The organism is Clostridium sp. OF09-36, assembly GCF_003481985.1.
Lineage (GTDB): Bacteria > Bacillota > Clostridia > Lachnospirales > Lachnospiraceae > Brotaphodocola.
The window spans coordinates 155,019-179,909 of record NZ_QUMD01000002.1 but is presented as its reverse complement, the minus strand read 5'-3'; the positions used below and the strand labels follow the sequence as shown (position 1 = coordinate 179,909).

The 24,891-nt window shown below is 49.1% G+C and carries 17 protein-coding genes, 1 tRNA gene and 5 pseudogenes; 19 read left to right on the top strand and 4 right to left on the bottom strand.

The genetic code is table 11. The features are described from left to right. Positions 1 to 49: 49 nt before the first annotated feature. A complete protein-coding gene (locus DXA97_RS02585; protein ID WP_182436779.1) occupies positions 50 to 1,018 on the bottom strand; it encodes a DUF4397 domain-containing protein in 969 nt (322 codons plus the stop codon). Between the two features lie 114 nt (positions 1,019 to 1,132). Here DXA97_RS02585 and DXA97_RS02580 point away from each other — a divergent pair, with 114 nt between their 5' ends. The 3 genes from DXA97_RS02580 (at position 1,133) to DXA97_RS02570 (ending at position 3,885) form a co-directional block, all read left to right on the top strand. Beyond that, positions 1,133 to 1,810, top strand: a complete 678-nt coding sequence (locus DXA97_RS02580; RefSeq protein ID WP_118718469.1) for an MBL fold metallo-hydrolase — start codon at positions 1,133 to 1,135, stop codon at positions 1,808 to 1,810. 67 nt (positions 1,811 to 1,877) lie between these two features. Next, positions 1,878 to 3,344: an HD domain-containing phosphohydrolase gene (locus DXA97_RS02575; protein ID WP_118718468.1), complete on the top strand. Its 1,467-nt coding sequence runs from the start codon at positions 1,878 to 1,880 to the stop codon at positions 3,342 to 3,344. Positions 3,345 to 3,393: 49 nt separating this feature from the next. Next, entirely contained in the window at positions 3,394 to 3,885 is a 492-nt protein-coding gene (locus tag DXA97_RS02570) for an adenylate/guanylate cyclase domain-containing protein (RefSeq protein ID WP_118718467.1), read from the top strand. Positions 3,886 to 3,935: 50 nt separating this feature from the next. On the opposite strand, the gene DXA97_RS02565 is transcribed toward DXA97_RS02570, so the two are convergent. Continuing rightward, positions 3,936 to 4,008, bottom strand: a tRNA-Thr gene (locus DXA97_RS02565). A 174-nt stretch (positions 4,009 to 4,182) separates the two neighbouring features. Here DXA97_RS02565 and DXA97_RS02560 point away from each other — a divergent pair. Together DXA97_RS02560 and DXA97_RS02555 are read left to right on the top strand one after the other, a co-directional pair. Continuing rightward, a pseudogene (locus DXA97_RS02560) lies at positions 4,183 to 5,879 on the top strand (glutamine--tRNA ligase/YqeY domain fusion protein). Between the two features lie 20 nt (positions 5,880 to 5,899). Then, the gene (locus DXA97_RS02555; protein WP_118718466.1) at positions 5,900 to 7,312 is read left to right on the top strand and encodes a PLP-dependent aminotransferase family protein; all 1,413 of its coding nucleotides are present in this window, start codon (positions 5,900 to 5,902) and stop codon (positions 7,310 to 7,312) included. Between the two features lie 101 nt (positions 7,313 to 7,413). Here the strand turns inward: DXA97_RS02555 and DXA97_RS20000 are convergent, their stop codons facing one another. After that, the gene (locus DXA97_RS20000) at positions 7,414 to 8,088 is read right to left on the bottom strand and encodes a hypothetical protein (protein ID WP_182436778.1); all 675 of its coding nucleotides are present in this window, start codon (positions 8,086 to 8,088) and stop codon (positions 7,414 to 7,416) included. Positions 8,089 to 8,302: 214 nt separating this feature from the next. Between DXA97_RS20000 and DXA97_RS02545 the strand changes: the two genes are divergently transcribed. From DXA97_RS02545 to ytvI, 14 genes and pseudogenes are all read left to right on the top strand, one after another. Next, positions 8,303 to 8,587, top strand: a complete 285-nt coding sequence (locus DXA97_RS02545) for a co-chaperone GroES (protein ID WP_118543715.1) — start codon at positions 8,303 to 8,305, stop codon at positions 8,585 to 8,587. 44 nt (positions 8,588 to 8,631) lie between these two features. Further along, a pseudogene (gene groL / locus DXA97_RS02540) lies at positions 8,632 to 10,253 on the top strand (chaperonin GroEL). 452 nt (positions 10,254 to 10,705) lie between these two features. After that, positions 10,706 to 12,158, top strand: a pseudogene (guaB, locus tag DXA97_RS02535) (IMP dehydrogenase). Between the two features lie 292 nt (positions 12,159 to 12,450). Then, positions 12,451 to 12,897, top strand: coding sequence for a hypothetical protein (locus DXA97_RS02530; RefSeq protein WP_118718465.1), 447 nt, complete (start codon positions 12,451 to 12,453; stop codon positions 12,895 to 12,897). Continuing rightward, positions 12,875 to 13,201, top strand: coding sequence for a hypothetical protein (locus tag DXA97_RS20650; RefSeq protein ID WP_243107529.1), 327 nt, complete (start codon positions 12,875 to 12,877; stop codon positions 13,199 to 13,201). Before DXA97_RS02530 ends, DXA97_RS20650 begins: the two co-directional genes overlap by 23 nt. Beyond that, positions 13,119 to 13,832 carry an ABC transporter permease gene (locus DXA97_RS02525; protein WP_243107528.1) on the top strand — a complete coding sequence of 238 codons (714 nt, stop codon included), beginning with the start codon at positions 13,119 to 13,121 and terminating at the stop codon, positions 13,830 to 13,832. The genes DXA97_RS20650 and DXA97_RS02525 overlap by 83 nt, the downstream gene beginning before the upstream one ends. Positions 13,833 to 13,923: 91 nt before the next feature. Then, positions 13,924 to 14,820 (top strand): diadenylate cyclase CdaA, encoded by an 897-nt coding sequence (cdaA, locus tag DXA97_RS02520; protein ID WP_243107527.1) that lies wholly within the window; start codon positions 13,924 to 13,926, stop codon positions 14,818 to 14,820. Then, on the top strand, positions 14,798 to 16,156 hold the full coding sequence (locus tag DXA97_RS02515; protein ID WP_118718464.1) for a CdaR family protein: 1,359 nt from the start codon (positions 14,798 to 14,800) through the stop codon (positions 16,154 to 16,156). Before cdaA ends, DXA97_RS02515 begins: the two co-directional genes overlap by 23 nt. Before the next feature lie 16 nt (positions 16,157 to 16,172). Next, complete coding sequence (locus tag DXA97_RS02510) at positions 16,173 to 16,436, top strand: HPr family phosphocarrier protein (protein WP_118718463.1); 264 nt, start codon at positions 16,173 to 16,175, stop codon at positions 16,434 to 16,436. 33 nt (positions 16,437 to 16,469) lie between these two features. Next, positions 16,470 to 18,184, top strand: a pseudogene (gene ptsP / locus DXA97_RS02505) (phosphoenolpyruvate--protein phosphotransferase). Positions 18,185 to 18,284: 100 nt separating this feature from the next. Beyond that, positions 18,285 to 19,574 (top strand): O-antigen polymerase, encoded by a 1,290-nt coding sequence (locus DXA97_RS02500; RefSeq protein WP_118718462.1) that lies wholly within the window; start codon positions 18,285 to 18,287, stop codon positions 19,572 to 19,574. A gap of 155 nt (positions 19,575 to 19,729) precedes the next feature. Continuing rightward, on the top strand, positions 19,730 to 20,926 hold the full coding sequence (locus tag DXA97_RS02495) for a pyridoxal phosphate-dependent aminotransferase (protein WP_118718461.1): 1,197 nt from the start codon (positions 19,730 to 19,732) through the stop codon (positions 20,924 to 20,926). Between the two features lie 135 nt (positions 20,927 to 21,061). After that, positions 21,062 to 22,119: pseudogene (hisC, locus tag DXA97_RS02490) on the top strand (histidinol-phosphate transaminase). 231 nt (positions 22,120 to 22,350) lie between these two features. Continuing rightward, positions 22,351 to 23,463 carry a sporulation integral membrane protein YtvI gene (gene ytvI / locus DXA97_RS02480; RefSeq protein WP_118718459.1) on the top strand — a complete coding sequence of 371 codons (1,113 nt, stop codon included), beginning with the start codon at positions 22,351 to 22,353 and terminating at the stop codon, positions 23,461 to 23,463. A gap of 172 nt (positions 23,464 to 23,635) precedes the next feature. Here the strand turns inward: ytvI and DXA97_RS02475 are convergent, their stop codons facing one another. Further along, entirely contained in the window at positions 23,636 to 24,718 is a 1,083-nt protein-coding gene (locus tag DXA97_RS02475; RefSeq protein WP_118718458.1) for a DUF4349 domain-containing protein, read from the bottom strand. Positions 24,719 to 24,891 lie beyond the last annotated feature (173 nt).

Here is a 24,891-nt window from a genome sequence, read left to right as displayed (position 1 = left end):
TAAAACACTCCGTGAGAATGTGCCAAGGCACATTCTTTTGTGAACAAAATCAGGAATCCTCTACGGTCAGCAGCCGCAGACCGATATCGGACCAGGTGTTCCCGATCAGATACGAGGTATAATTCTGGCCGGCTACAATTTCAATCTGTGCGGAGAGCAGTGCCTCTGCCTGATTGTTTCCGGCAATGGTGCCGGAGCCGCCAAAGCCAATGACTATGATCGGAATCTCGCGCAGGAAGGAGTAATTGCCTGAGCTTGTTACGTAGAACTGGTAGGTACCGGCCATGGCCTGCTTATATGGGGTAACGGTCTGGAAGGCCACGTTCCGGAATATGGTTTCGCCGCCGTAAAGCAGCAGATCATACCGGGAGCCGCTGTAGGTCATGTTGGCAAAGCGGTAGCAGCCGGTATTATAGGCGCGGGTATTACAGCCGGTGTCAGAAATCTGTACCATTTCCAGACCGCCGGAGGCGGAATCTACCAGAACCATAGTTACCTTTTTGCCGGCGGTAAACGGAAAGTTCTGCCGAAGAAGCACGGAACGCATGCCGGAGGCACGGCGGACGGTAACCGTATGGAAACCATCCGAGATCCAGTCATAGTTCGAGATGGTGCCAAACCGGGAATTGATGGCATACGCAGTACCATCAATGGTGATGTTGACGGCAAAGCTGTTGGTGGAGGCATTTAAGAAACGCACCTGTCCGTAATAACGCGGGGAAATTGCGGGGTTCGTGGGAGTAAGAGGCAGGAAGCTGTTGCCCCAGTTGTTTCCATGATGTCCCCAGTGGTTGTTGCTGTTATTGCCCCAGTCCCAGTTTCCGCCGATGGCTCCGCTTGTGCTGTTTCCCGGATAGACCGGTCCGCCCTCACCGGGCTCCGGCAGCGGAGCCACAGGGATATTTGCTGCATCGTCCGGATAGACTGCCTTTTCTTCTTCCAGTTCCGGAAGCGGAGCCGCCGCATCGTTGTCACTCATATCAGAAGTTCCATTGTAATGTGTATCATTTTCAGCCATATTGCGCCTCATTGCTTTTTACTGTACTGTATGAAACGACAGGCCACACGGTGCCGGAAAATATAAAGTTTTCGGGCTTCCATTGGGACGGATCATGGATTATAATGAAAAAATATGGATGGAAAGCGCAGACGTCTGGATCTTCTGCTCAGTCATTTCCATATGGATCATCTGATGGGACTGTACGGCAGTTCCTTTCTTTTTGATCCGCAGATGGAAGTCCATATTTATGGGGAGCGTCCGGGAGAGAAAAGTCTGAAGGAATGCCTGTGCCAGATGTTTGGACCGCCTTACTGGCCGCTTCCGTTAGATCAGCTTCCGGCCATTATCCGGTTTCATGAAATTCAGGCGGGAGACGTGTTTTTGCTGGAGGATCAGATCCAGGTGCAAACACTTAGCGGCGTACATCCGGGCGGAAGCATCTTATACAGGCTGGAGGAGGCAACGCAAGGGTCTGAGCCAGCCAGCGTCGTGTACGGGCTTGACTGCGAGCTGACCGATGCGATGTTTCAGAAACTGAAAGAGTTTGCCGGAGCCTGTGGCCTGCTGATCTGTGATGCCTGTTATACGGAGGCGGAGCTTTTGCTCAGGCAGGGATGGGGACATGGCTCCATCGAACGGTGCCGGAAACTGCGGCAGGCAAGCGGAGCGCAGCAGGCGCTTTTCATGCATTATGAACGGAGCTATCAGGATACGTTTCTGCGAGAGCAGGAGAAAATATCACTGGCGCAGGATCCGGCCTGTCTGTTTGCGCGGGAGGGTATGGCTCTCAAAGTACATGGGCAAGGATGACTGCCAACAGAAAGACAAAAATACGGTTTGGAGAATAGCCTGAACTGAAAATCTGGAGGAGCTACTTATGACGCAAAAGGAAATGCAAAGCATTCTGGAGATCGGCACAGCCATTTCTTCGGAAAAGGATTATAACCGGCTACTGGAGATGATCTTAAACCGGATCATGGAACTGACTCACGCCGATGCCGGAACTCTTTATCTGGCAGACGGGGATCTGCTGCGATTCAAAATCATGTGCAACAATACCATGCACACCTGTGAGGGAGGAGATGGAAAGGAACCAAATCTTCCTCCGATCAGGATGAGCAGGGAAAATGTCTGTGCCATGTGTTATCTGGAAAACAGGACTGTCTGCATTGAAAATGTGCGGACTTCAACGGAGTACGATTTCTCCGGTCCGGTCCGTTATGATGCCATGACCGGATATCACCCCCAGTCCATGCTGGTAGTTCCCATGCATAACCGGCAGGGAGAGCGCCTTGGTGTGATCCAGCTCATCAACGCTATGGATGCAGCGGGGAATATCTGCGCTTTTCCGGCAGATATCATTCCGGCGGTGGAATCCGTAGCTTCTCAGGCAGCCATTACCATTCAGAATGTTCTTTATATTGAGAATATCAAGGAACTGTTCGAGTCTTTCGTACGCGTCATGTCCTCCGCGGTTGACGAAAGAACCCCTTACAATGCAAGTCATACACGCCATATGGTGGAATACGGACGTCATTTTATTGATTATCTCAATGAAACGGCGAAAGCAGAGGGCAGGGAACCATGGTTTGACGCGGAACACAGGCACGAGCTTCTTATGAGTGTCTGGCTGCACGATATCGGAAAGCTGGTAATCCCGCTGGAGGTCATGAATAAAGAGGCGAGACTGCTGCCGGAGCAGAAGTCCGAAATCCTGCACCGCTTTGAGAAGATGCGCCTGCTGGCACAGATTGCATGCTTAAAAGGAGCTATTTCCGGGGAAGCCCTGGAAAAGCGGCTGGAAGAATTAAAACAGGCCGGGGACAGCATTCTTCGTGCCAATACAGCCGGATTTTGCCCGGACGATCTGCGGGAGGAGATCTGCCGAATCCGTGAGAAAACCTATACGGAAGAGGATGGCAGCGAAAAGCCGTGGCTTGAGGAGGAAGAATTTCAGATGCTTATGATCCGCAAGGGAACTTTGTCGGAGAAAGAACGTGCTGTCATGGAAAGTCATGTGGTCATCACCGACAAGCTGCTTTCTGAGATCCGTTTCTCCAAAGAGCTGTCCCATGTAAGGGAATGGGCGGCTGGTCATCACGAGCTTTTAAACGGAAGCGGTTATCCGGAGCATCTGATGGCAGAGCAGATCCCGATGGAGGTGCGCATCATCACGATCCTGGATATATTTGATGCGCTGGTGGCAGATGACCGGCCGTACAAGCCGGGCATGCCCGTGGAAAAGGCACTTGGAATCCTGGATATTATGGCAGACAAAGAAGGAAAGCTGGATCCGGAGCTGACCCGGCTGTTTAGGGAAAGCCGCTGTTGGGAAAAAGAGTGATAGCGTTATTTAAAAAGAAAAAATGTAATTTGATGTTACAGCTGTCGAGGTGGTAGAGATCTTAAATCAGTATCTGACTCTGATCGCGGACTGTATTATGCGAAACGGAGGAACACTGGACAAATTCATCGGCGATGCAGCCATGGCATTCTGGGGAGCTCCGCTTCCGCAGGAGGACTACGTGATGAAGGCTGTCCGGGCAGCAGAAGATATGCGCCAGGGCTCCGATGAGCTTTCTAAAGTCCTGATGGAAAAATATGGGCGAACCGTATCCTTTGGCATCGGGGTTCATGTAGGAGATGCGGTGGTTGGAAATATCGGTTCTCCGCAGCGCATGGATTATACTGCCATCGGTGATACGGTCAATACCTCGGCACGTCTGGAGGCAAATGCCCCGGCCCGTACGATTTTCATATCCCGCGAGGTAGCAGACTGTCTGGAAGGGCGTATCCGTGTAACATCCCTGGGAACCAGTATTAAGCTGAAGGGAAAATCAGATATGGAAATCCTGATGATGGATGAGATCTTGGAATCAGATTAAAAGAAAAAGCAGAAATCCTTAAGATGTAAGGATTTCTGCTTTTATGAAAGAGCTGCTGACGGGAATCGGACCCGTGACCTCCGCACTACCAATGCGACGCTCTACCGACTGAGCCACAGCAGCGAACCTCGTATAATATAGCATGGGATTTACGGATTGTCAACAGTATTTTTGAAAAAAATGAAAAAAATTTGGAACCCATTTACCCCCTTTCCCATTTCATGGAAATGTGTTATGATAAGTTATTATCATGCGGCATAAAGCAAGACGTCCGCAAACAGTATGGAGGACTTCACGATGGAAAAAGAAAAAGAAGTTTTAGAGACAGCGGAAGAGAAAGATGTTGTTTCCAAGAACTTTATCGAGCAGGAGATCGACAAGGATCTGGCTGAGGGTGTTTATGATCATGTCCAGACCCGTTTCCCGCCGGAGCCGAACGGCTACCTGCATATCGGACATGCAAAGTCTATTTTATTAAACTATGGTCTTGCCCAGAAGTATCACGGCAAGTTTAACTTACGATTCGACGACACCAACCCGACCAAGGAGAAAACCGAGTTCGTGGAATCCATCAAGGCTGATGTACAGTGGCTGGGTGCCGATTTCGAGGACAGACTGTTCTTTGCATCCAACTATTTCCAGCAGATGTATGAGTGTGCCGTTCTTTTAATTAAGAAGGGAAAAGCATTCGTCTGCGACCTGACTGCAGACCAGATCCGTGAGTACCGCGGTGACTTTACTACCCCTGGTAAGGAGAGCCCGTACCGCAACCGCAGTATCGAAGAGAACTTAAAGCTCTTTGAGGAGATGAAAGAGGGCAAGTACCAGGATGGTGAAAAGGTTCTGCGTGCGAAGATCGATATGGCATCTCCGAACATCAACATGAGAGATCCGGTTATCTACCGTGTGGCACGTATGACTCACCATAACACTGGGGATGCATGGTGCATTTACCCGATGTATGACTTTGCACATCCGATCGAGGATGCGATCGAGCATGTCACCCATTCCATCTGTACCCTGGAGTTTGAGGACCACCGTCCACTGTATGACTGGGTGGTACGTGAGTGTGAGTTCGAGAACCCGCCGCGCCAGATTGAGTTTGCAAAGTTGTATCTGACCAATGTCATTACCGGTAAGCGTTATATTAAGAAACTGGTGGAAGATGGCATCGTAGACGGCTGGGATGACCCGCGTCTGGTTTCCATCGCTGCCCTGCGCAGACGTGGCTACACTCCGGAGTCTATCCGCAAGTTCGTAGACCTGGTTGGTGTTTCCAAGGCAAACAGCTCTGTTGATTACGCAATGTTGGAGTACTGCATCCGCGAGGACTAAAACTGAAAAAATCCCGTATGATGGCAATCCTCGATCCGGTGAAGCTGGTGATCGACAACTATCCGGAGGGACAGACCGAGATGCTGGAGGTTCCGAACAACCTGGAGAATCCGGAGCTTGGTTCCCGTATGGTTCCGTTTGGCAGAGAGCTTTACATTGAGCGTGAGGATTTCATGGAGGAGCCGCCGCGAAAATACTTCCGTCTGTTCCCGGGCAACGAGGTTCGTCTCATGAGTGCGTACTTTGTAACCTGTACCGGCTTTGAGAAAGATGAAAACGGCAATGTTACCGTGGTTCACGCTACTTACGATCCGGCTACCAAGAGCGGTTCTGGCTTCTGCGAGCGCAAGGTAAAGGGCACCATCCACTGGGTTGCAGCCGAAACTGCAAAGCAGGTTGAGGTACGCCTGTACGAGAACATTGTCGATGAAGAGAAGGGCAAGTTAAATGAGGATGGAAGCCTGAACTTAAATCCGAATTCCCTTACCATCTTAAAAAACTGTTATGTGGAACCGGCTCTTGCAGAGGCAAAGGCTTACGACAGCTTCCAGTTCGTGCGCAATGGTTTCTTCTGCGCAGACTGCAAGGACAGCAAACCGGGCGAGCCGGTATTTAACCGTATCGTTTCCTTAAAGAGCTCTTTCAAGATCCAGAAGTAATCAGATTAGGGGATAAGACTATGGAACTTTTGATTCCGCTTGATTCCCGGTCGAAAAAACCACTGTATGAACAGATTTACTCCCATATCTGCGCAGAGATCCGAGGCGGTGCCTTAAAGGCAGGCGACCGTCTTCCCTCTACGCGGGTACTGGCAGAGCATTTGAAAGTTAGCCGCAGCACAACGCAGATGGCCTATGACCAGCTGCTGGCCGAGGGGTATATGGAAGCCCGGCCGTGCCGCGGCTATTTTGTCAGTCATCTGGAGGAATTGGTGGAGACCGGGCCGTCCGGCACGGAGGAGATGCAGACTGCGGCAGAGCCGGATGCAGGGTGGCGTGTGGATTTTTCCCCGCGGGGAATTGATCTGGACAGCTTCCCTTATCATGTGTGGCGCAAGCTGAGCCGCAATACGCTGGTTGATGACAACAAAGAGATGTTTCACTCTGGAGACCACCAGGGGGAGCCGGGGCTTCGCGAGGCAATCCGCAGCTACCTGCATTCTGCCCGTGGGGTCAACTGCAGCACAGAGCAGATCATTGTGGGTGCGGGAAGTGAGTACCTGCTGGTGCTGTTATCCCAGATTTTAGAGGGGAAGCATGTGATCGCCATGGAGAACCCGACTTACAAGCAGGCGTACCGGGTGTTTCACAGCCTGGGTTATGAGGTCTGCCCGGTGGAGATGGATGCCAATGGTATGGATCCATCGATTCTGTCAGAGAGCGGTGCCAATGTCGCTTATGTGATGCCGTCCCATCAGTTCCCTACCGGAGTTGTGATGCCGGTCGGGCGGCGCCAGGAGCTTTTGAAGTGGGCAGTGGAAGAAGCGGGGCGTTATATCATAGAAGATGATTACGATAGTGAATTCCGTTACCGTGGAAAGCCGATTCCGGCGCTTCAGGGCATGGACCGCAGCGGAAAGGTGATTTATCTTGGAACGTTTTCCAAGTGCATTGCCCCGGCAATTCGTGTCAGCTATCTGGTGCTGCCGAAGCCGCTCCTTGTGCGTTATCGCAGCCAGACATCATTCTATGCGTCTACGGTATCGCGCATTGACCAGAATATTTTGTACCAGTTTTTGTCACAGGGATATTTTGAGCGGCATCTGAACCGTATGCGAGCGATATACAAGACAAAACACGATCTTTTGATCGAACTGATCGAGCCGTTGAAAGAGCAGTTTGAAATCCGCGGAGAACATGCCGGGATCCATATTCTGCTGACTTCGAAATATAATCGGTCCGAGCAGGAACTGATCAGCCTGGCGGCAGAAGCCGGGGTTAAGGTTTATGGACTGAGCAGTTATTTTATCCATCCGGAGCATAACCACCGGTCAGCCACGGTTGTGCTGGGCTATGCCAGCCTGAATGAAGATGCGATCCGGGAGGGCGTAGGAATTTTGACCCGATGCTGGAAGAAAGGGGCATGTAAGTAAAGCCTGGAACAAGCGGGCTGGAAGAAATGAAAAGAGACAGACCGGAAAAAAACGGATCGCGCATCCCCCGAAAAGGAATGCGGATCCGTTTTTTATACCTGTTATGCTTCGGTATCGTCGCTGACTGTGGTTGCGGCTGGCTCTTTAGCAGATGCCTGTCCGTTATTTACCTGTTTTTCTTCCTCAGCCACATCCTCTGCGGAAGTGTCCGTGACCGGAGTATCTTCTGGGGTGATGTCCTCTGCCTTGTCTGCAGCATCCTCCAGTTTTTCTGCGGTTTCAGCCATGGCGTCTTCTACGGTTTCTGTGATGTTCTCAACAGCATCCTCGGTTTTAATGACAGCGTCTTCTACCGCACTTTCCGTTTTTTCTACGACATCTTCTACAACAGTTTCTGCTTTTTCGGCAGCATCCTCAGCGGCACTGCCTGCCTTCTGTGCACCGTCGCGAGCTACGCTGACAGCCTCGCGGGTATTGTCTGCCACGATCGCAGCAGCATCCTTTACCATGTTTTTGGCTGCACTTGCGGCGTCCTTAGCGGCATTCATCATGTCACCTGCAGCTACGAGAAATTCATCCTTGTCGGCGTGAAGAGAAACGTAGTTGCGGCTCATGGTGCTGTCCGGAACCTCGGTGTCGTCCTCATCCTCGAAATCGTGAAAATCCTCGTCCAGTTCCTTATTGAATGACCGGTATTTCGTGAGATAAGAAATGCCGGCAGCAGCAGCTCCTGCAATCGTTGCCAGGACCATAAGCTTCCCAAATTTTTTTGCCATAATACACTACCCCTTTCCTGAATATCTGTCTTGCGTTTATTTTAATACGAAGATGTGAAAAAGAAAAGGGTCAACTTATAAAAAAATAATAAAATTAGCACTCGATACTTGACAGTGCTAACAACTCGTGCTATAAATGGTAATGTACATCAGAGAGGGGAGTTTTTAAGGCCCCGTGAAAGAAAAAAAGATTCGATGTAAGGAGGAGTTATCCATGAAATTAGTACCGTTATTTGATCGGGTTGTATTAAAACAGCTTGTGGCAGAGGAGACTACCAAATCTGGTATCGTACTTCCGGGCCAGGCAAAAGAAAAACCACAGCAGGCAGAGGTTATCGCAGTAGGTCCTGGCGGTGTGGTTGACGGCAAAGAGATCACCATGCAGGTAAAACCGGGTGATAAGGTTATCTACTCCAAGTACTCCGGAACCGAAGTAGAGGTTGAGGACGAGAAGTACGTTGTTGTAAAACAGAATGATATTCTGGCAGTTATTGAATAAGAGATTAAACATTATTTATTGATAGAAACTGGAGGAATTTAGTCATGGCAAAACAGATTAAATATGGCGTAGAAGCAAGAAAAGCCCTGGAGGCAGGTGTTAATCAGTTAGCAGATACCGTTCGTGTAACCCTTGGACCGAAAGGAAGAAACGTTGTTCTGGATAAGTCTTTCGGTGCTCCGCTCATCACCAACGATGGAGTGACCATCGCAAAAGAGATCGAGCTGGAAGATCCGTTTGAGAACATGGGCGCACAGTTGGTAAAAGAAGTAGCAACCAAGACCAACGATGTAGCTGGTGATGGTACCACCACCGCAACTGTTCTGGCACAGGCTATGATCAACGAAGGTATGAAGAACCTGGCAGCAGGCGCTAACCCGATCGTATTAAGAAAGGGCATGAAGAAAGCAACCGAGGCTGCAGTTGAGGCAATCGCAAAGATGAGCCAGCCGATCTCCGGCAGAGACAGCATCGCACGTGTTGCATCTATTTCTGCAGCAGACGATGAGGTCGGCGAGATGGTTGCAGACGCTATGGAGAAAGTTTCCAAAGACGGCGTGATCACCATCGAGGAGTCCAAGACCATGAAGACTGAGCTTGACCTGGTAGAAGGTATGCAGTTCGACCGTGGTTATGTTTCCGCTTATATGTGCACCGATATGGATAAAATGGAAGCAAATCTGGATGATCCGTACATCCTCATTACCGATAAGAAGATTTCCAACATCCAGGAGATCCTTCCGGTTCTGGAGCAGATCGTACAGTCTGGTTCCAAACTGCTGATCGTTGCAGAGGACATCGAGGGCGAGGCACTGACCACCCTGATCGTCAACAAATTAAGAGGTACCTTCACTGTTGTTGGTGTGAAAGCACCGGGCTACGGCGACAGAAGAAAAGAGATGTTAAAGGATCTGGCTATCCTGACCGGCGGTACCGTTATCTCCGAGGAGCTTGGTCTTGAACTGAAAGATACCACTATGGAGCAGCTTGGCCGTGCAAAATCCGTAAAAGTTCAGAAAGAGAACACCATCATCGTTGACGGCTGCGGCAACAAGGACGAGATCGCAGCAAGAGTTGCACAGATCCGTGCACAGATCGGTGAGACCACTTCTGAGTTTGATAAAGAGAAACTGCAGGAGCGTCTTGCAAAACTGGCAGGCGGCGTAGCAGTCATCCGTGTCGGCGCTGCAACCGAGACCGAGATGAAAGAAGCAAAGCTTCGTATGGAAGATGCACTGTCTGCAGCAAGAGCAGCAGTAGAAGAGGGCATCATCGCAGGCGGCGGCTCTGCATATGTTCATGTAACCCAGGAGATCAAGTCTGTAGTAGACAGCCTTGAGGGCGATGAGAAGACCGGTGGTAAGATTATCCTGAAAGCTCTGGAGGCTCCGCTGTTCCACATTTCTGCAAACGCAGGTCTGGAAGGCTCTGTTATTATCAATAAGGTAAAAGAGTCTCCGGTAGGCTATGGCTTCGATGCATACAAGGAAGAGTATGTTGATATGATCAAGGCTGGCATCCTGGATCCGGCTAAGGTTACCAGAAGCGCACTGCAGAACGCAACCAGCGTAGCATCTACCTTCTGACCACCGAGTCTGTAGTAGCAAACATCAAAGAAGAAACTCCGGCAATGCCAGCCGGCGGCGGCATGGGCGGAATGATGTAAGACGCGACCAGGGAAAACAAGCGGCTGCGAAGCAGACATTTGTTTTCCCAGCGTCTTAACGAGTGAACCGTCTGCGACAGCAGACATGGAGCGCGTCAGCGCGGGGTTCACGAGTCTAGACTACTAACGAGTGAACCGTCTGCGATAGCAGACATAGAGCGCGTCAGCGCGGGGTTCACGAGTGAATCTTTGGTGAAAAATATAATACCCACAACCTCACAGGCGGAATTGCCCCTTTCGGAGCGGTTCCGCCTCTTCTTTTTTCAATAAAATTCCTCACGGACAAATTCCTTTCAGAAGTATTTGACAAGCGGACAGAAATTTGCTACAATATGCAATTAATAAGTTCAATAGATTCAATGGAGCCGAAATATTAGCTGTGCTAATAAAATAACGGCGCTACACATTGAAATATTATGAACCAAAAAACAAAAGAAAGAGAGGAACGAATAATGGGTACAATTATTGGTGAGGGCATTACGTTTGACGATGTGCTCCTGGTGCCGGCTTATTCCCAGGTTATTCCGAATCAGGTAGATTTAACCACTTATCTGACCAAGAAGATTAAACTGAACATTCCGCTTATGAGTGCGGGCATGGATACCGTTACAGAGCATCGTATGGCAATTGCATGGCGCGTCAGGGCGGTATTGGTATCATTCACAAGAATATGTCAATTGAAGCGCAGGCAGAGGAAGTAGACAAGGTGAAACGTTCGGAGAATGGTGTCATCACTGATCCGTTTTTCCTCTCCCCGGAGCATACCTTAAAGGATGCTGACGAGCTTATGGCAAAGTTCCGCATCTCTGGTGTCCCGATCACAGAGGGTCGCAAGCTGGTTGGTATCATCACCAACCGTGACTTAAAGTTCGAGGAGGATTTCACTAAGAAGATCAAAGAGTGCATGACCTCCGAACATTTAGTTACAGCAAAAGAGGGCATTACCCTTACTGAGGCAAAGCGTATCCTTGCAAAGGCAAGAGTAGAGAAGCTGCCGATCGTTGATGATGATTTCAACTTAAAAGGACTCATCACCATCAAGGATATTGAAAAACAGATCAAATATCCGCTGTCCGCAAAAGACGAACAGGGCCGTCTGCTCTGTGGCGCGGCTGTCGGTATCACCGCAAACGTGCTGGAGCGTGTAGAGGCTCTGGTAAAAGCACATGTTGATGTTGTTGTTCTGGACTCCGCACACGGACATTCCGAGAATGTTCTGCGCTGTGTCAGAATGATCAAGGAAGCATACCCGGATCTACAGGTTATTGCAGGAAACGTTGCAACCGGTGAGGCAACCAAGGCTCTGATCGAGGCTGGTGTAGACGCAGTTAAGGTTGGTATCGGACCTGGTTCTATCTGTACCACCCGTGTGGTTGCTGGTATCGGTGTTCCGCAGATCACGGCAGTTATGGATTGCTACGCAGTTGCAAAAGAGTACGGTATTCCGATCATCGCCGATGGCGGTATCAAGTACTCCGGAGACATCACCAAGCAATCGCTGCCGGCGGTAATGTCTGCATGATGGGCAGCATGTTCGCAGGATGCGACGAGAGCCCGGGAACCTTCGAACTGTATCAGGGAAGAAAATACAAAGTTTACCGTGGCATGGGTTCTATCGCAGCGATGGAGAATGGAAGCAAAGACCGTTACTTCCAGTCTGATGCGAAGAAGCTGGTTCCGGAAGGCGTTGAGGGACGTGTGGCATACAAGGGTATGGTAGAGGATACCGTATTCCAGATGCTCGGCGGACTTCGTTCCGGTATGGGTTATTGTGGAGCAAAAGATATCCCGACCCTGCAGGAAACCGGACGTTTCGTGAAGATTTCTGCAGCTTCCTTAAAAGAGAGCCATCCGCATGACATCCACATCACCAAAGAGGCTCCAAACTACAGCGTGGATGAATAAACGTTGCCGGATATGTGCGCGTGTGCAGTAACGAATAAAAACGTTATAAAACAGACAAAATAAGTTTGAAAAGATACCGCCGTGTTTTACATGGCGGTATTTTTATGTTATACTGAAAAAGAACAAAAAAACCGTCCGAACGGTGGCATTGACAGAATAAATGTGTTAAAATGTAACGAGTGCAAGAGAGCCAGAAACATGTTTACATGTTTTCGGCGAACGACGAGGCAAACGAGTGACAAAGTCACGAGTAACGAGTATTCTTTTTAATAGATGATGGAGAACATTTTTTATGCTGAATGAAGACAAGATCAAGCTGATGACAAGCATTGCCATGTTTGAAAAGCGGGAAGGGAAGCACATCGCTCCGGCAAACCGCTTTTTCCGCAGCGATTATATCAGTGGCCGTATCATGCGGTCCTTCTTTGTGTATACGGTCTGCTTCATTTTATGTGCGCTGATCTGGGTATTGTACAGCATGGAGCGTCTGCTGAATGTTATGGAGCTGGATGAGGTGGCTGGTGCCGCAAAAGCTGGTGCAGTCCTTTATCTGGCAGGTCTGGTCCTGTATCTGGTCATAACCTGGTTTGTGAGCAGCAAACGCTACGAATATGCAAGGCGTGGCATGCGCGTTTATATCGCAAAGCTGAAAAGGCTGGAAAAACGGTATGATGTTCAGAGTCGTACCAGAGAACTGACGAAGGAGGGCAGCCGCTATGATGATATTTCTCGCACTTAAAGAACGGCTGAAGGAATTTTACGGAAGGTATGCGACACTGGTGAATGGTGCCGTGAAATTTTTATATAGTATGTCAGCGGTAACACTCTTAAATGGAAATATTGGTTACCAGACAGAGCTGACCAGTATGGTAGCCATGCTGGCTATTGCGGTGATCAGCGCATTTCTTCCTTACGGGGCGATCGGCTTTTTGCTGGGTATCGTTATGCTGGCGCACATTTATGCAGTTCCATGGAACTGCACTGATCACGGCTGTGGTCCTGATCATTCTGATCCTGCTGTATTATGGCTTTCAGCCCGGTGACAGCTTCTGGCTGGTGCTGGCTCCTATGGCATTTTTACTGAAGATCCCGTTCGCTGTGCCGCTTTTGGCAGGCTTATCCGGCAGCCTTCTTTCTGTGATCCCGGTAAGCAGTGGCGTTGTGATCTATTTCATTATTTCTTATGTGAAACAGAATGCCGGGGTGCTGACTAACGATGCATCGGTTGATATTACCCAGAAATTTGTACAGATCATCCGCGGGCTGCTTTCCAACCAGGAAATGGCAGTCATGATCATGGTATGTGTGGTTGGAATCCTTTGCGTTTATATGCTTCATAATATGTCTCTGGATTATGCCTGGGAGATTGCAATCGTGACCGGGACGATCGCACAGCTCGCCGCAGTATTTGTGGGAGATTTTATGTTCCATGTATCCATGCCGGTGCCACAGCTTCTGGCGGGTGCACTGGTTTCCCTGCTAGTGGCATTGCTATATCATTTTTTTGTCTTTACGGTAGATTATACCCGTACAGAGTATGTGCAGTATGAGGACGACGATTACGTATACTATGTGAAGGCAGTGCCGAAGGTAGCCGTTGCAAGAACCGATGTTAAGGTCCAGCGCATCAACGATCCGGCAAGAGGCAGACATGAGCGCAGAAATATACGGTAAATGAAAGGCTGCTGGACACGGAGGCGCCGGCACCTCAATTGCTGTACACGTATGCGTGTCCGGCAAATGAAATAGAAAGAGAGGACCAGGTATGGTTGGCATATTCCAGAATTTGGAGATGGTTTTTCAGGGCATGCGCTCCTGGATCTCCTTTTTGCCAAGAATTACATTTTCTAATATCACCGAGATCATCATTCTGACGATCCTGGTGTATTACGCATTGTTATGGGTCAAGAGCACCAGAGCCTGGTATCTGATGCGGGGCATTGCCATGATCATGGCATTTGCAGTAGCAGCAGCGATCTTTCACTGGGACACTATTTTGTGGATCCTGGGAAAGACCGGTGGTATTGCGGTAACAGCACTGGTGATCATTTTCCAGCCGGAGCTGCGCAAGGCCCTGGAACAGCTGGGAAGCAGGAATCTGATCTCAGAGCTTTTTTCGTTTGACGACAATAAAGAAAGCCAGGGCTTTTCTGAGCGTACCGTAAATGAAATTGTGAAGGCTACCTTTGAGATGGCAAAAGTAAAGACCGGGGCACTTATGGTAATTGAGCGGAACGTATCCTTAAAGGAAATCGAGCGGACCGGTATTGAGATCAATGGTCTGGTCAGCAGCCAGCTTCTGATCAATATATTCGAACACAATACACCGCTTCACGACGGTGCAGTTGTAATCCGTGGCAACCGGGTTACGGCGGCAACCTGTTACCTGCCGTTATCCGATAATATGACCATCAGTAAGGACCTGGGAACGAGGCACCGTGCGGCAGTCGGTATCAGCGAGATCACGGACAGTCTTACCGTGGTCGTGTCGGAGGAGACCGGAAGAGTCTCGGTAGTGGAAAAAGGCGGACTGAGGAGAATTTCTACAGCAGACGATCTGAGAAGGGCGCTTGCAGTAGCAGAAACCCAGGAAGAAACCAATGGCACACTGTTAAAGATTTGGAAGGGAAAGCGCAGAAATGAAAGAAAAACTGATAAATAACCTTGGACTTAAGATTCTTTCCTGCTTTCTGGCGTTTTTTGTATGGCTTGTTGTAGTCAATGTTTCAAACCCGGAGGTGACAGGAAGCAAAGAGGTCCCGCTGGAGATTGTAAACGAACAGGTCCTGACCAAGGCAGGAAGAACCTATGAATTGGGCGGAAAAGATACAGTGACCGTGTACTTTGATGTGCGGACCAAGGATGCATACAAGATCCGTTCATCAGATTTCCGCGCCTATGTAGATCTGGCAGAGCTCTACGATGTAACAGGCTCTGTGCAGGTAAAGATCGAAGTACTAAATAATAAAGAACTGGTCTCCAATGCAGAAAGCAGGCCGGGCGTAGTCCGTATCCAGACGGAGGAGCTGCAGAACAAGCAGTTTTCGCTGATCATGAACACCTATGGCAGCCTGGCTGAGGACTATGCGATCAACAAAGCAATCCTGAACCCGGACCATGTAACGGTAGAAGGTCCGACCTCCCAGGTTGGCCTGATCAACCATGTGGGAATTGAATTGAATGTGAATGGTCTGGAAAGCAGTACGGATGGAACTGCTGAGCCGGTCTTTTACGATGCCAACGGCAACGAGATTACCGTCAGCGACCGGGTGAGCGTGAGTCCTGCTGAGATTCAGTACAGTCTGGAAATCAGCAAGGTAAAAACGTTGCCGCTCGATTTTGAGGTGACAGGAGCTGCGGCGTCTGGGTACCAGTACACAGGAGTGGAGTGCAGTGTGAAGAGTGTATCCGTGCTTGGGTTGAAAAATAGTCTGGCAGCGGTCAATAAGATAACCATTCCGTCTTCCGTACTGAGCGTGTCCGGGGCAACCCAGGACAAGGTTCTTACCGTAAATTTAAATGATTATCTTCCAGAGGGCGTCACCCTGGCGAACGCAGACGATACAACGATTACCATCCGCCTGAAGGTGGAACAGCTTACTACCCGCACGATCACTTTGACGGAGCCGGATATTTCCATGGAAAATGGAGCAGATTATTATCATTACCATCTGTCCCCGTCCAGGATCGAGGTAAAGCTTCAGGGCTTAAAGGAAGATCTTGACACATTAAAGCCGGCAGATTTAAAAGCTACGCTGAATCTGTCTGGCCTGCAGCTTGGTTCCCATACCGGAACTCTGGGTATGAGTGGACTTGGCAAGAATTTTAAATTGATTTCTGTTTCCGCATTTAATATAGAAGTTACGGCCGGTGGACCGGCAGCGCAGCTGGAGCAGACCACTGCATCCGAGGAAGAAACAACGGAATCAGAGACCAGCAATGAAAATGATATGACAAAATTACAAGACACAGAGACGAGCGGCGCAAGCGCCGGCTGACAGAAAGAGGGATAACATGGTTAGCAGAAAAATTGTTATCAGAAACGTATCGGGACTTCATCTTCGCCCTACCGGGGTGCTTTGCAATGAGGCAATCAAGTATAAGTCCTCCATTAAATTCCATTTTGGAAATACCACGTCCAATGCAAAGAGTGTGCTCAGTGTACTGGGTGCCTGCATCAAATGCGGGGACGAGGTAGAGTTCATCTGCGAAGGACCGGATGAACAGGAGGCACTTGACGGAATCATTGGAGTCATTGAGAGTGGGCTAGGGGAGTAATAATAAATAATTAATTAATAAGGAGGACGTATCATGTTAAAAGGTACAAACGCTTCTTTTGGAATCGGCATTGGGAGCGCCGTGATCGTAGAAGAAAAGGAACTGGTGATCAAGAGAGAGGCAGTTGCAGACCCAGCAGCTGAGGTAGAACGCTTTAAGGGGGCGCTCGAGAAAACTCTTAAGAAAACCGAGGAGCTTGCAGCAGATCTCGCAACCAGAGTAGGGGAGAAGGAAGCGGAGATCATGCAGGGCCATATGATGCTTTTGATGGATCCGATGCTGACTGGGGAAATTGAAACCGCCATTACCGGCGAAGGCATTTGTGCAGAATATGCGATCGAGCAGGTATGTACGACCTATGCAGATATGTTTGCAGCAATGGATGACGAGCTGATGCAGCAGCGTGCAACCGATATGCGCGACATTAAGACCCGTATGCAGCGGGAGCTGCTCGGGATAGAGAGTGTGGACATCGCATCGCTTCCGGCAGGCAGCATTCTGGTAGCGAAGGACCTGACCCCGTCCATGACGGCAGGAATCAACCCGGAACATGTGACTGGTATCGTGACAGAGCTGGGTGGTAAGACCTCCCATAGTGCGATTCTTGCCCGTGCGCTGGAAATTCCGGCAGTTGTTGCAGTTCCGGATTTAATGAACCAGGTCCACAATGGTCATGTAATTGTGTTAGACGGCAGTGAAGGTCTTGTTTATGTAGATCCAGACCAGGAGGTTGTAGATGAATTCTCCGCAAAACGGGAAAAATTCCTGAAAGAAAAGCAGGAACTGGAGCAGTATATCGGCAAGCAAACCGTGACAAAGGATGGCGTGCATATTGAGCTGGTCGCAAACATCGGTAAGCCGGAAGACTTAGAAAAGGTTCTCCAGTACGATGGAGAAGGCGTTGGTCTTTTCCGCACAGAGTTTTTATTTATGGACCGCACAGCAATGCCGACCGAGGAAGAACAGTTTGAGGCATATAAAGCTGTGGCAGAAGGCCTGAAAGACAAGCCGGTCATTATCCGTACCTGGATATCGGCGGCGATAAAGAAATCCCGTATATGGGCCTGACCAAAGACGAAAACCCATTCCTGGGCTACCGTGCGATCCGTTTCTGTCTGGACCGCAAGGAAGATGTATACAAGCCGCAGCTTCGTGCTCTGCTTCGCGCCAGTGCTTATGGCAACATCAAGATCATGGTGCCGATGGTGACTTGCATCGAAGAGCTTCGCGAGGCAAAGGCACTGATCGAAGAGATCAAGAAGGAATTAGATGAGAAGAATATCCCGTACAAGAAGAATATCGAGGTTGGTATCATGGTAGAGACGGCAGCAGCATCTTTGATGGCAGATGTATTTGCCAAGGAAGCAGCCTTCTTCAGCATCGGAACCAACGACCTGACCCAGTACACGATGTCTGTGGACCGCGGAAATGACAAGGTATCTTACCTGTATTCTACCTTTAACCCGGCAGTGCTTCGCAGCATCAAGCGGATCATTACCTGTGGCCGCGAGGCTGGCATTATGGTAGGCATGTGCGGCGAGGCGGCAAGCGATCCTCTTATGATCCCGCTGCTTCTGGCATTTGGCTTAAATGAGTTCAGTATGAGTGCATCTGCAATCCTGTATTCCAGAAAGCTGATCACCAGCTATAGCATCGGTGAGCTTCAGGCGGTGGCCGACAAGGCCATGAGCTTTGCGACTGCGGCAGAGGTGGAAGCATATATGAGAGAGTTTGCTGCGCGGGCTTAATGAAATTTAGATTTTCGGCTGTCACCTGCATTGCAGGAGGCAGCCATTTATAAAACGATAAAACAGCTACACAAATACATTCACACGAGGAGAAAGAAATATGGCAGTCTATGTGATCTGTTATCTGGCATCTTATATTCTGGCAAGGTTTGGCCATTACCTGATATCTGGCCTGCTGCTTTTGGCAGCAGCCGGATGGCTTTACATGGAGGATTACCGGAAATATAAGAACCTGATCCATTTGCGTGGACTGTTTTCTTTATTCTGGGTAGGCGGCGAGGGATTAGCCTGTATGAAGCTTAGCAATCTCCAGACCGACTGGTCCCGCATGACCTGGTTTTGCCTGTTCCTGGCGTACATAGGCTTCTGGCTGGTATTTGAGATACTGGTCCGTGTGTATGGCTCCGGGTACGATGGCTATGGGCGCTGGAGAAGCTTTTCCGGTGATCCAAAGCCAGTATTTACCATGATCTGCGTTCTGACGGTATTATCGTTTGGCTGTTTTATCGCAGAGGCCGTGACCTTGGGCTATGTTCCCCTGTTTTTGCGCGGGGTGCCGCATGCCTACTCGGAATTTCATCTGACAGGCGTTCATTATTTTACGGTCTCCTGTGTGCTGGTGCCATCGCTTACCGTGCTTTACATCCATATGCGGAATGGAAGAGGAAGTGAGAAGCTTCTCATGGCATCACTCATCATGACCGGCATTTCCCTGCTAGTCCCGATTCTTTGCGTATCCAGGTTTCAGCTTGTATTTGCAGTGCTGCTGGCAGTATTTACCTACATTTCCCTGCAGAAAATGTTCCATCCGGGCTGGCTTTTAGCGCTGTTTGCGGTGCTGCTTCCGTTTTACCTGATCCTGACAGTGGCGAGAAGCCATAACATTGAGTATTTGAATGGAATTTTTGAGATGAAGCGAGCATCCATGCCGATCTTCATCAGCCAGCCGTATATTTACATTGCCAATAACTACGACAACTTCAATTGTCTGGTGGAGGCACTGCCGGGACATAGTTTTGGACTGAAGGGCTTGTTCCCGCTGTGGGCATTGTCGGGACTGAAATTTTTCTTCCCGCAGCTGATTAATTTCCCGATTTATGTGGATAAGACAGAGCTCACGACCCTGACGCTGTTCTACGATGCTTACTATGATTTTGGATGGATCGGAGTCCTGATTTTTTCCTGTATCCTCGGTGCCATTGCCTATATTCTGGTGGTAAAGCTCCGGGAAATGAGAAATCCGCTTGGGTATCTGCTGTATGCGCAGCTTGCAGCATACCTGATGCTATCCTTTTTTACGACCTGGTTTTCCAATACGACAACCTGGTTTTACCTGATCGTGACAGGTGCTATGGCTTTGTTTTACCATTTGAGGGCAAGCCGCTGGTAATTTTATAAAGAATCCTGTATAATAATGCAAAGGAATACATTGCAGCTTTCGCTACAGAGTAATCTGGTGGGAGCTGCTTTGCTATATGCCGTAACTGCGAAGCTATCAAGCAGTTATGTGATACCAAACAATTTTGTGATGAGGAGGATATGAAAATGATCTCAAAAAAAATGAATCCGCTGGTCCAGAATAACTCTGTGATCCGTGTCATGTTCGAAGAAGGAAAGCGCCTGGCAGCTATTTACGGTGCAGAAAATGTCTACGATTTCAGCCTCGGAAATCCGAATGTACCGGCACCGCAGGAGGTAGAAGACTCCATCATCGAGACTTTGAAGGAAGAGGATTCCACCTTTGTTCACGGATATATGAGTAACTCCGGCTATGAGGATGTGCGGGAGACCATCGCACAGGATTTAAACCGCCGTTTCCGGACAAATTTCCACCAGGGTAATATCCTGATGACCGTAGGAGCAGCCAGCGGCCTGAACATCATTTTAAAGACCATCCTGGACCCGGAGGATGAGGTCCTGACTTTTGCTCCTTACTTCGTAGAGTATGGTAACTATGTGCGCAACTACGATGGAAAGCTGATCGTGGTCTCACCGAATACGAAAGACTTCCAGCCAAACCTGGAGGAGTTTGCAGAAAAGATCACGGCACGTACCAAGGCAGTCATCATCAATACCCCGAACAACCCGACCGGTGTTATTTATTCCGATGAAACTCTCACCCGTCTGGCAGACATTCTCCGTGCAAAGAGCGCAGAGCTTGGAATCGAGATCGTGCTGATCTCTGATGAGCCGTACCGTGAGCTGGCTTACGACGGAGCGGTTGTACCGTATGTGACAAAATATTACGCAAACACGGTTGTATGCTATTCCTACAGCAAATCCCTGTCCCTGCCTGGTGAGCGTATCGGCTATCTGGTGATCCCGGATGAGCTGACAGACAGTGCAGAGGTCTTCACGGCAGCCACTATCGCAAACCGCGTCATGGGCTGTGTCAATGCGCCGTCCCTGATCCAGAGAGTCATCAAACGTTGTATTGAGAAAGGCGCTGCAGTCAACTTAGACGCTTACGATAAAAACCGCAACCTCCTCTACAACAGCTTAAAGAAGTTCGGTTTTGAGTGCATCAAACCAGAGGGTGCCTTCTATCTTTTTGTAAAGGCTCCGGTCGCAGATGATAAAGAATTCTGTGCACAGGCCCAGAAGCATAACTTGTTACTGGTACCGGGAAGCTCTTTTGCATGTCCTGGCTATGTGCGTATCGCTTACTGCGTATCTTATGAGCAGATTGAGCGTTCCCTGCCGGCATTCGAGGCAGTAGCAAAAGAATACGGACTGTGCTAAAATCCGAGGTAGTCTTGCACGGAACATGTACGGAAAAAAGAATCTGAGATTACACCAGCTGCTGTGCCGGATGGCAAAGCTTTGCCTGGCACAGCAGCTGTTATTCGGACAGACAAACGACAGGAGGACACGAAGATGAGAGCATGGGAGAGTAATATCCGCAAAGTAGTTCCTTATGTACCGGGGGAGCAGCCGAAGGGGGACCGGCTGATCAAGTTAAATACCAATGAAAATCCATATCCGCCAGCACCAGGGGTAGAAAAAGCGCTGAAAAATATGGAAATTGAATGTTTCCGCAAGTATCCGGACCCGACGGCATCCGAGCTGGTCCATGTGCTGGCGGAGTATTACGGTGTGGGAGATGATCAGGTATTTGTAGGCGTTGGCTCAGACGATGTCATTGCCATGAGCTTTTTGACCTTCTTTAATTCCCAAAAGCCGGTTTTATTTCCGGATGTGAGCTATTCCTTCTATAAGGTATGGGCAGATCTGTTCCAGGTTCCTTATGAGACACCGGCTCTGGATGAAAGCTTTTGCATCCGTCCGGAGGATTATTACCGTGAAAATGGCGGAGTGATCTTCCCGAACCCGAATGCACCGACCGGACTTCTCTTATCTTTGGAAGACGTAGAGGATATCATCCGTCACAATCAGGATGTGGTGGTGATCGTGGATGAGGCTTATATCGATTTTGGCGGAAAGTCAGCCTGGAGCTGATCCAGAAATACGAGAATCTGCTGGTCGTACAGACCTTTAGTAAGTCCCGTTCCATGGCTGGTATGCGTATCGGCTTTGCAATCGGCCACCCGGGCCTCATCAAGGCGCTTAATGATGTGAAATATTCCTATAATTCCTACACCATGAACATGCCGTCCCTGATTTTAGGAACCGAAGCTGTGAAAGATGATGCCTATTTCAAGGAAACCGTGCAGAAGATCATCGATACTAGGGAATGGTCCAAAACCCGTCTGACGGAACTTGGCTTTACTTTCCCGGATTCCATGTCCAATTTTATTTTTGCGTCCCACAGCCGTGTCCCTGCAAAAGAATTGTTTGAGGAATTGAAACAGCAGCAGATCTATGTGCGTTACTTTGATCAGCCGCGCCTTTCTAACTATCTGCGCATCAGCATCGGTACGCGGGAAGAGATGGAAGCATTGTTTGCATTTTTGGAGAAATATCTGGCAGAGTAGGTTATTTTGCGGTTTCCTGCTGGGAAAAGCTGGAAAATCAATGGAAATGAAGCAAATTGGGCCGCTTGTGCTTGGATGGCTGCCAGAAAAGCGGAAACGGACCATAAGGGCATTTTGGCGATCATAAATTTTGGGAAGAATAAAAGGAGAATGATCGGGGAAAAGTATGAAAACAGTCCACTGGTTCCACGTAATCTGATGTAAGGCAGATAAGGATAAGAAGGTGATTGTATGGACAGACGTTATGCCCGTTTGATTTTAAATATTGTGGTTCCGGCAGTGGAGATCTTACTGGTCTGCCTGCTGGGACCAAAGCTCTTGAAATTTTTCATGCCATTTGTGATCGGCTGGATCATTGCCATGATCGCAAACCCGCTGGTCCGTTTTCTGGAGAGTAAGGTAAAAATTGTGCGAAAACACAGTTCTGCATTGATTGTGATCGCGGTACTGGCACTGATCATCGGACTAGGCTATTTCCTGATCTCGCGGCTGGTTATGCAGGCAGTCGAACTGGCAAAAGACCTGCCGCTGTTATATGATACATTATCGGAAGACCTGCAGGCAATTGCGGCCCGGTTCTCCAGCCTGTTTTCCAGACTTCCGGCCGATGTGCAGACAAACTGGCAGGAACTGGTTGGAAACATCGGTCATGCCGCCAGCCTGCTGGTGCAAAAGATCGCATCGCCGACGGTGGAAGTGGCTGGAAATGTAGCAAAGGGAATTCCGAATGCACTGGTCAATGTTGTGGTGACGATTCTTTCGTCCTATTTCTTCATTGCAGAACAGGATAAAATCATCGAATTCTGGAAAAAATATCTGCCGGAAAGTGCGAAAGATTATGGCCGGTATTTAAAAAACGATGTCAAAAAACTGATTGGCGGCTATTTTCTTGCCCAGTTCCGTATTATGTTTGTCGTAGGTGCTATCCTGATCGCCGGGTTTCTGATTCTGGGAATCAAGTATGCATTCCTGCTCGGTGTGCTGGTGGCGATTCTTGATTTTTTGCCGTTCTTTGGAACCGGAACGGTTCTGATCCCGTGGGCACTGTTTAAGCTTTTGTCTGCGGATTATGCGCTGGCAGCAGGGCTTGCGCTTCTCTATGTACTGACGCAGGTGATCCGACAGGTGATTCAGCCAAAGATCGTGGGTGATTCCATGGGACTTCCTCCGCTGTGGACGCTGGCTTTTCTGTATCTGGGATTTAAACTTCATGGGATATCCGGCATGATCATCGCCGTGCCGATTGGGATCTTTGTGATGAATCTCTATGAATATGGTGCGTTCGACCGGATGATCGAAAGTGCGAAGGAGCTGGCAGAAGAAGTGAGGAAAGTGCGCAAGTAACAATATCGTACAGTAAACACAAATGGGCCGGAAGGTTCCGTCCCCGCCGAATGGCGGGGACGAAACCTTTCGGCCCTCGTTCGTTACTGTGTGATATTGTTATTGGATGGGGATGAGTCTTCTTTGGTAGTGATGTCTGATTCGCTGTTGTTTTTTGCTTTATTAGTTGGATTTAGCGTGTTTTTGCGCAGCTCCGTTTCCTCCATATTTTCCGCATAATCCACAGGATGACCAGAATCAGAGCGGCCAGTACAATCAGGATTGGGAGATTGGATACAAACCATACGAGCAGGTCTACGGATGCGGTCTGTAACTGGTTCAGGCTGTGTGCAAATCCTTTCTGGATGCGGACCGGGATGGTGTCCGGGTCGGTGGCGGTGAGTACCTGTACTTCTAGGATGGAGAGGTAAACCGTGCTGTATACAACCTGGTTGTCGAGGGTTCGCAGCTGGGATTCGAGGGATTCGAGCTGATAGCGTACCTCGGACAGGCGGGATTCCAGTGCGATCACGGCATCTACGGAGTCTGCTTTTTCTAAAAGAGCCCAAAGACGGTCCTGTTCCACCTGAAGTGTCTTTTTCCGACTTGTTATGTCGGTGTATTGCAGGGTGACATCCTGGACATTTTCATTCTTATAGGTGATATTTCCCTGTGTGGATACTTCGGAAAGAAATGCATCGAGCTGGTCTGCCGGAATCCGGATCGTCATGTTAGAAGAACGACGGGACTGATTGCCGGACCAGGTTAAGCTGTTGCCGGAAACATCCGATTGCTCAATATAGCCGCCGAAAGAAGCAACGGCATCGGATACAGACTGCAGGAGCGTATCAAATTCGCGTGTTTCCAGATCCAGATTGACGTTGCGGATCAGTTTGCGTTCGGTAGGATCCTGGGCTGCTGCTGCATTTTGCGGAAGCTCTGTGCTTTCGGATCCATTTGAAAAAGTGTCTGAATCTGCCACGTATGCCCCTGCGTCGACCGCAGCTTCCTCCACGGAATCACCTGCATCATTGGAGCGGAAAGATGCGGCTTCAGATTTGGAAAAGGCTGCAGGCATGCCAGCTCCGCCGGAAAATCCGCTGTTTGCTGCCACGTCGTAGGATGCGGCGGCTGTTTCTGTAAGATATGAGGCATTAGAAGCACTTCGCGATGCAGAACCACAGGCGGTCAGACTGCTGGAAAGCAGGGAAAGGAAAAGGGCAGCAGTAAGAAGTTTATGTTTTGCCTCACCTGTTTTGAATGGATATTTTTTCATGATCACGTCCTCCTCTCTTTGCTTTCATTATCCCATATTTTGGAAATAAAACAAGGCGTTCCAGAGAATCTTAAATGGTTGGAAAGCAAATCGTAAGGAAGGATAATTTTTTGGAATCCACTTGTATAGTACAATGATTTTAGGTATAATAACGTGAGATATACCATGATGAG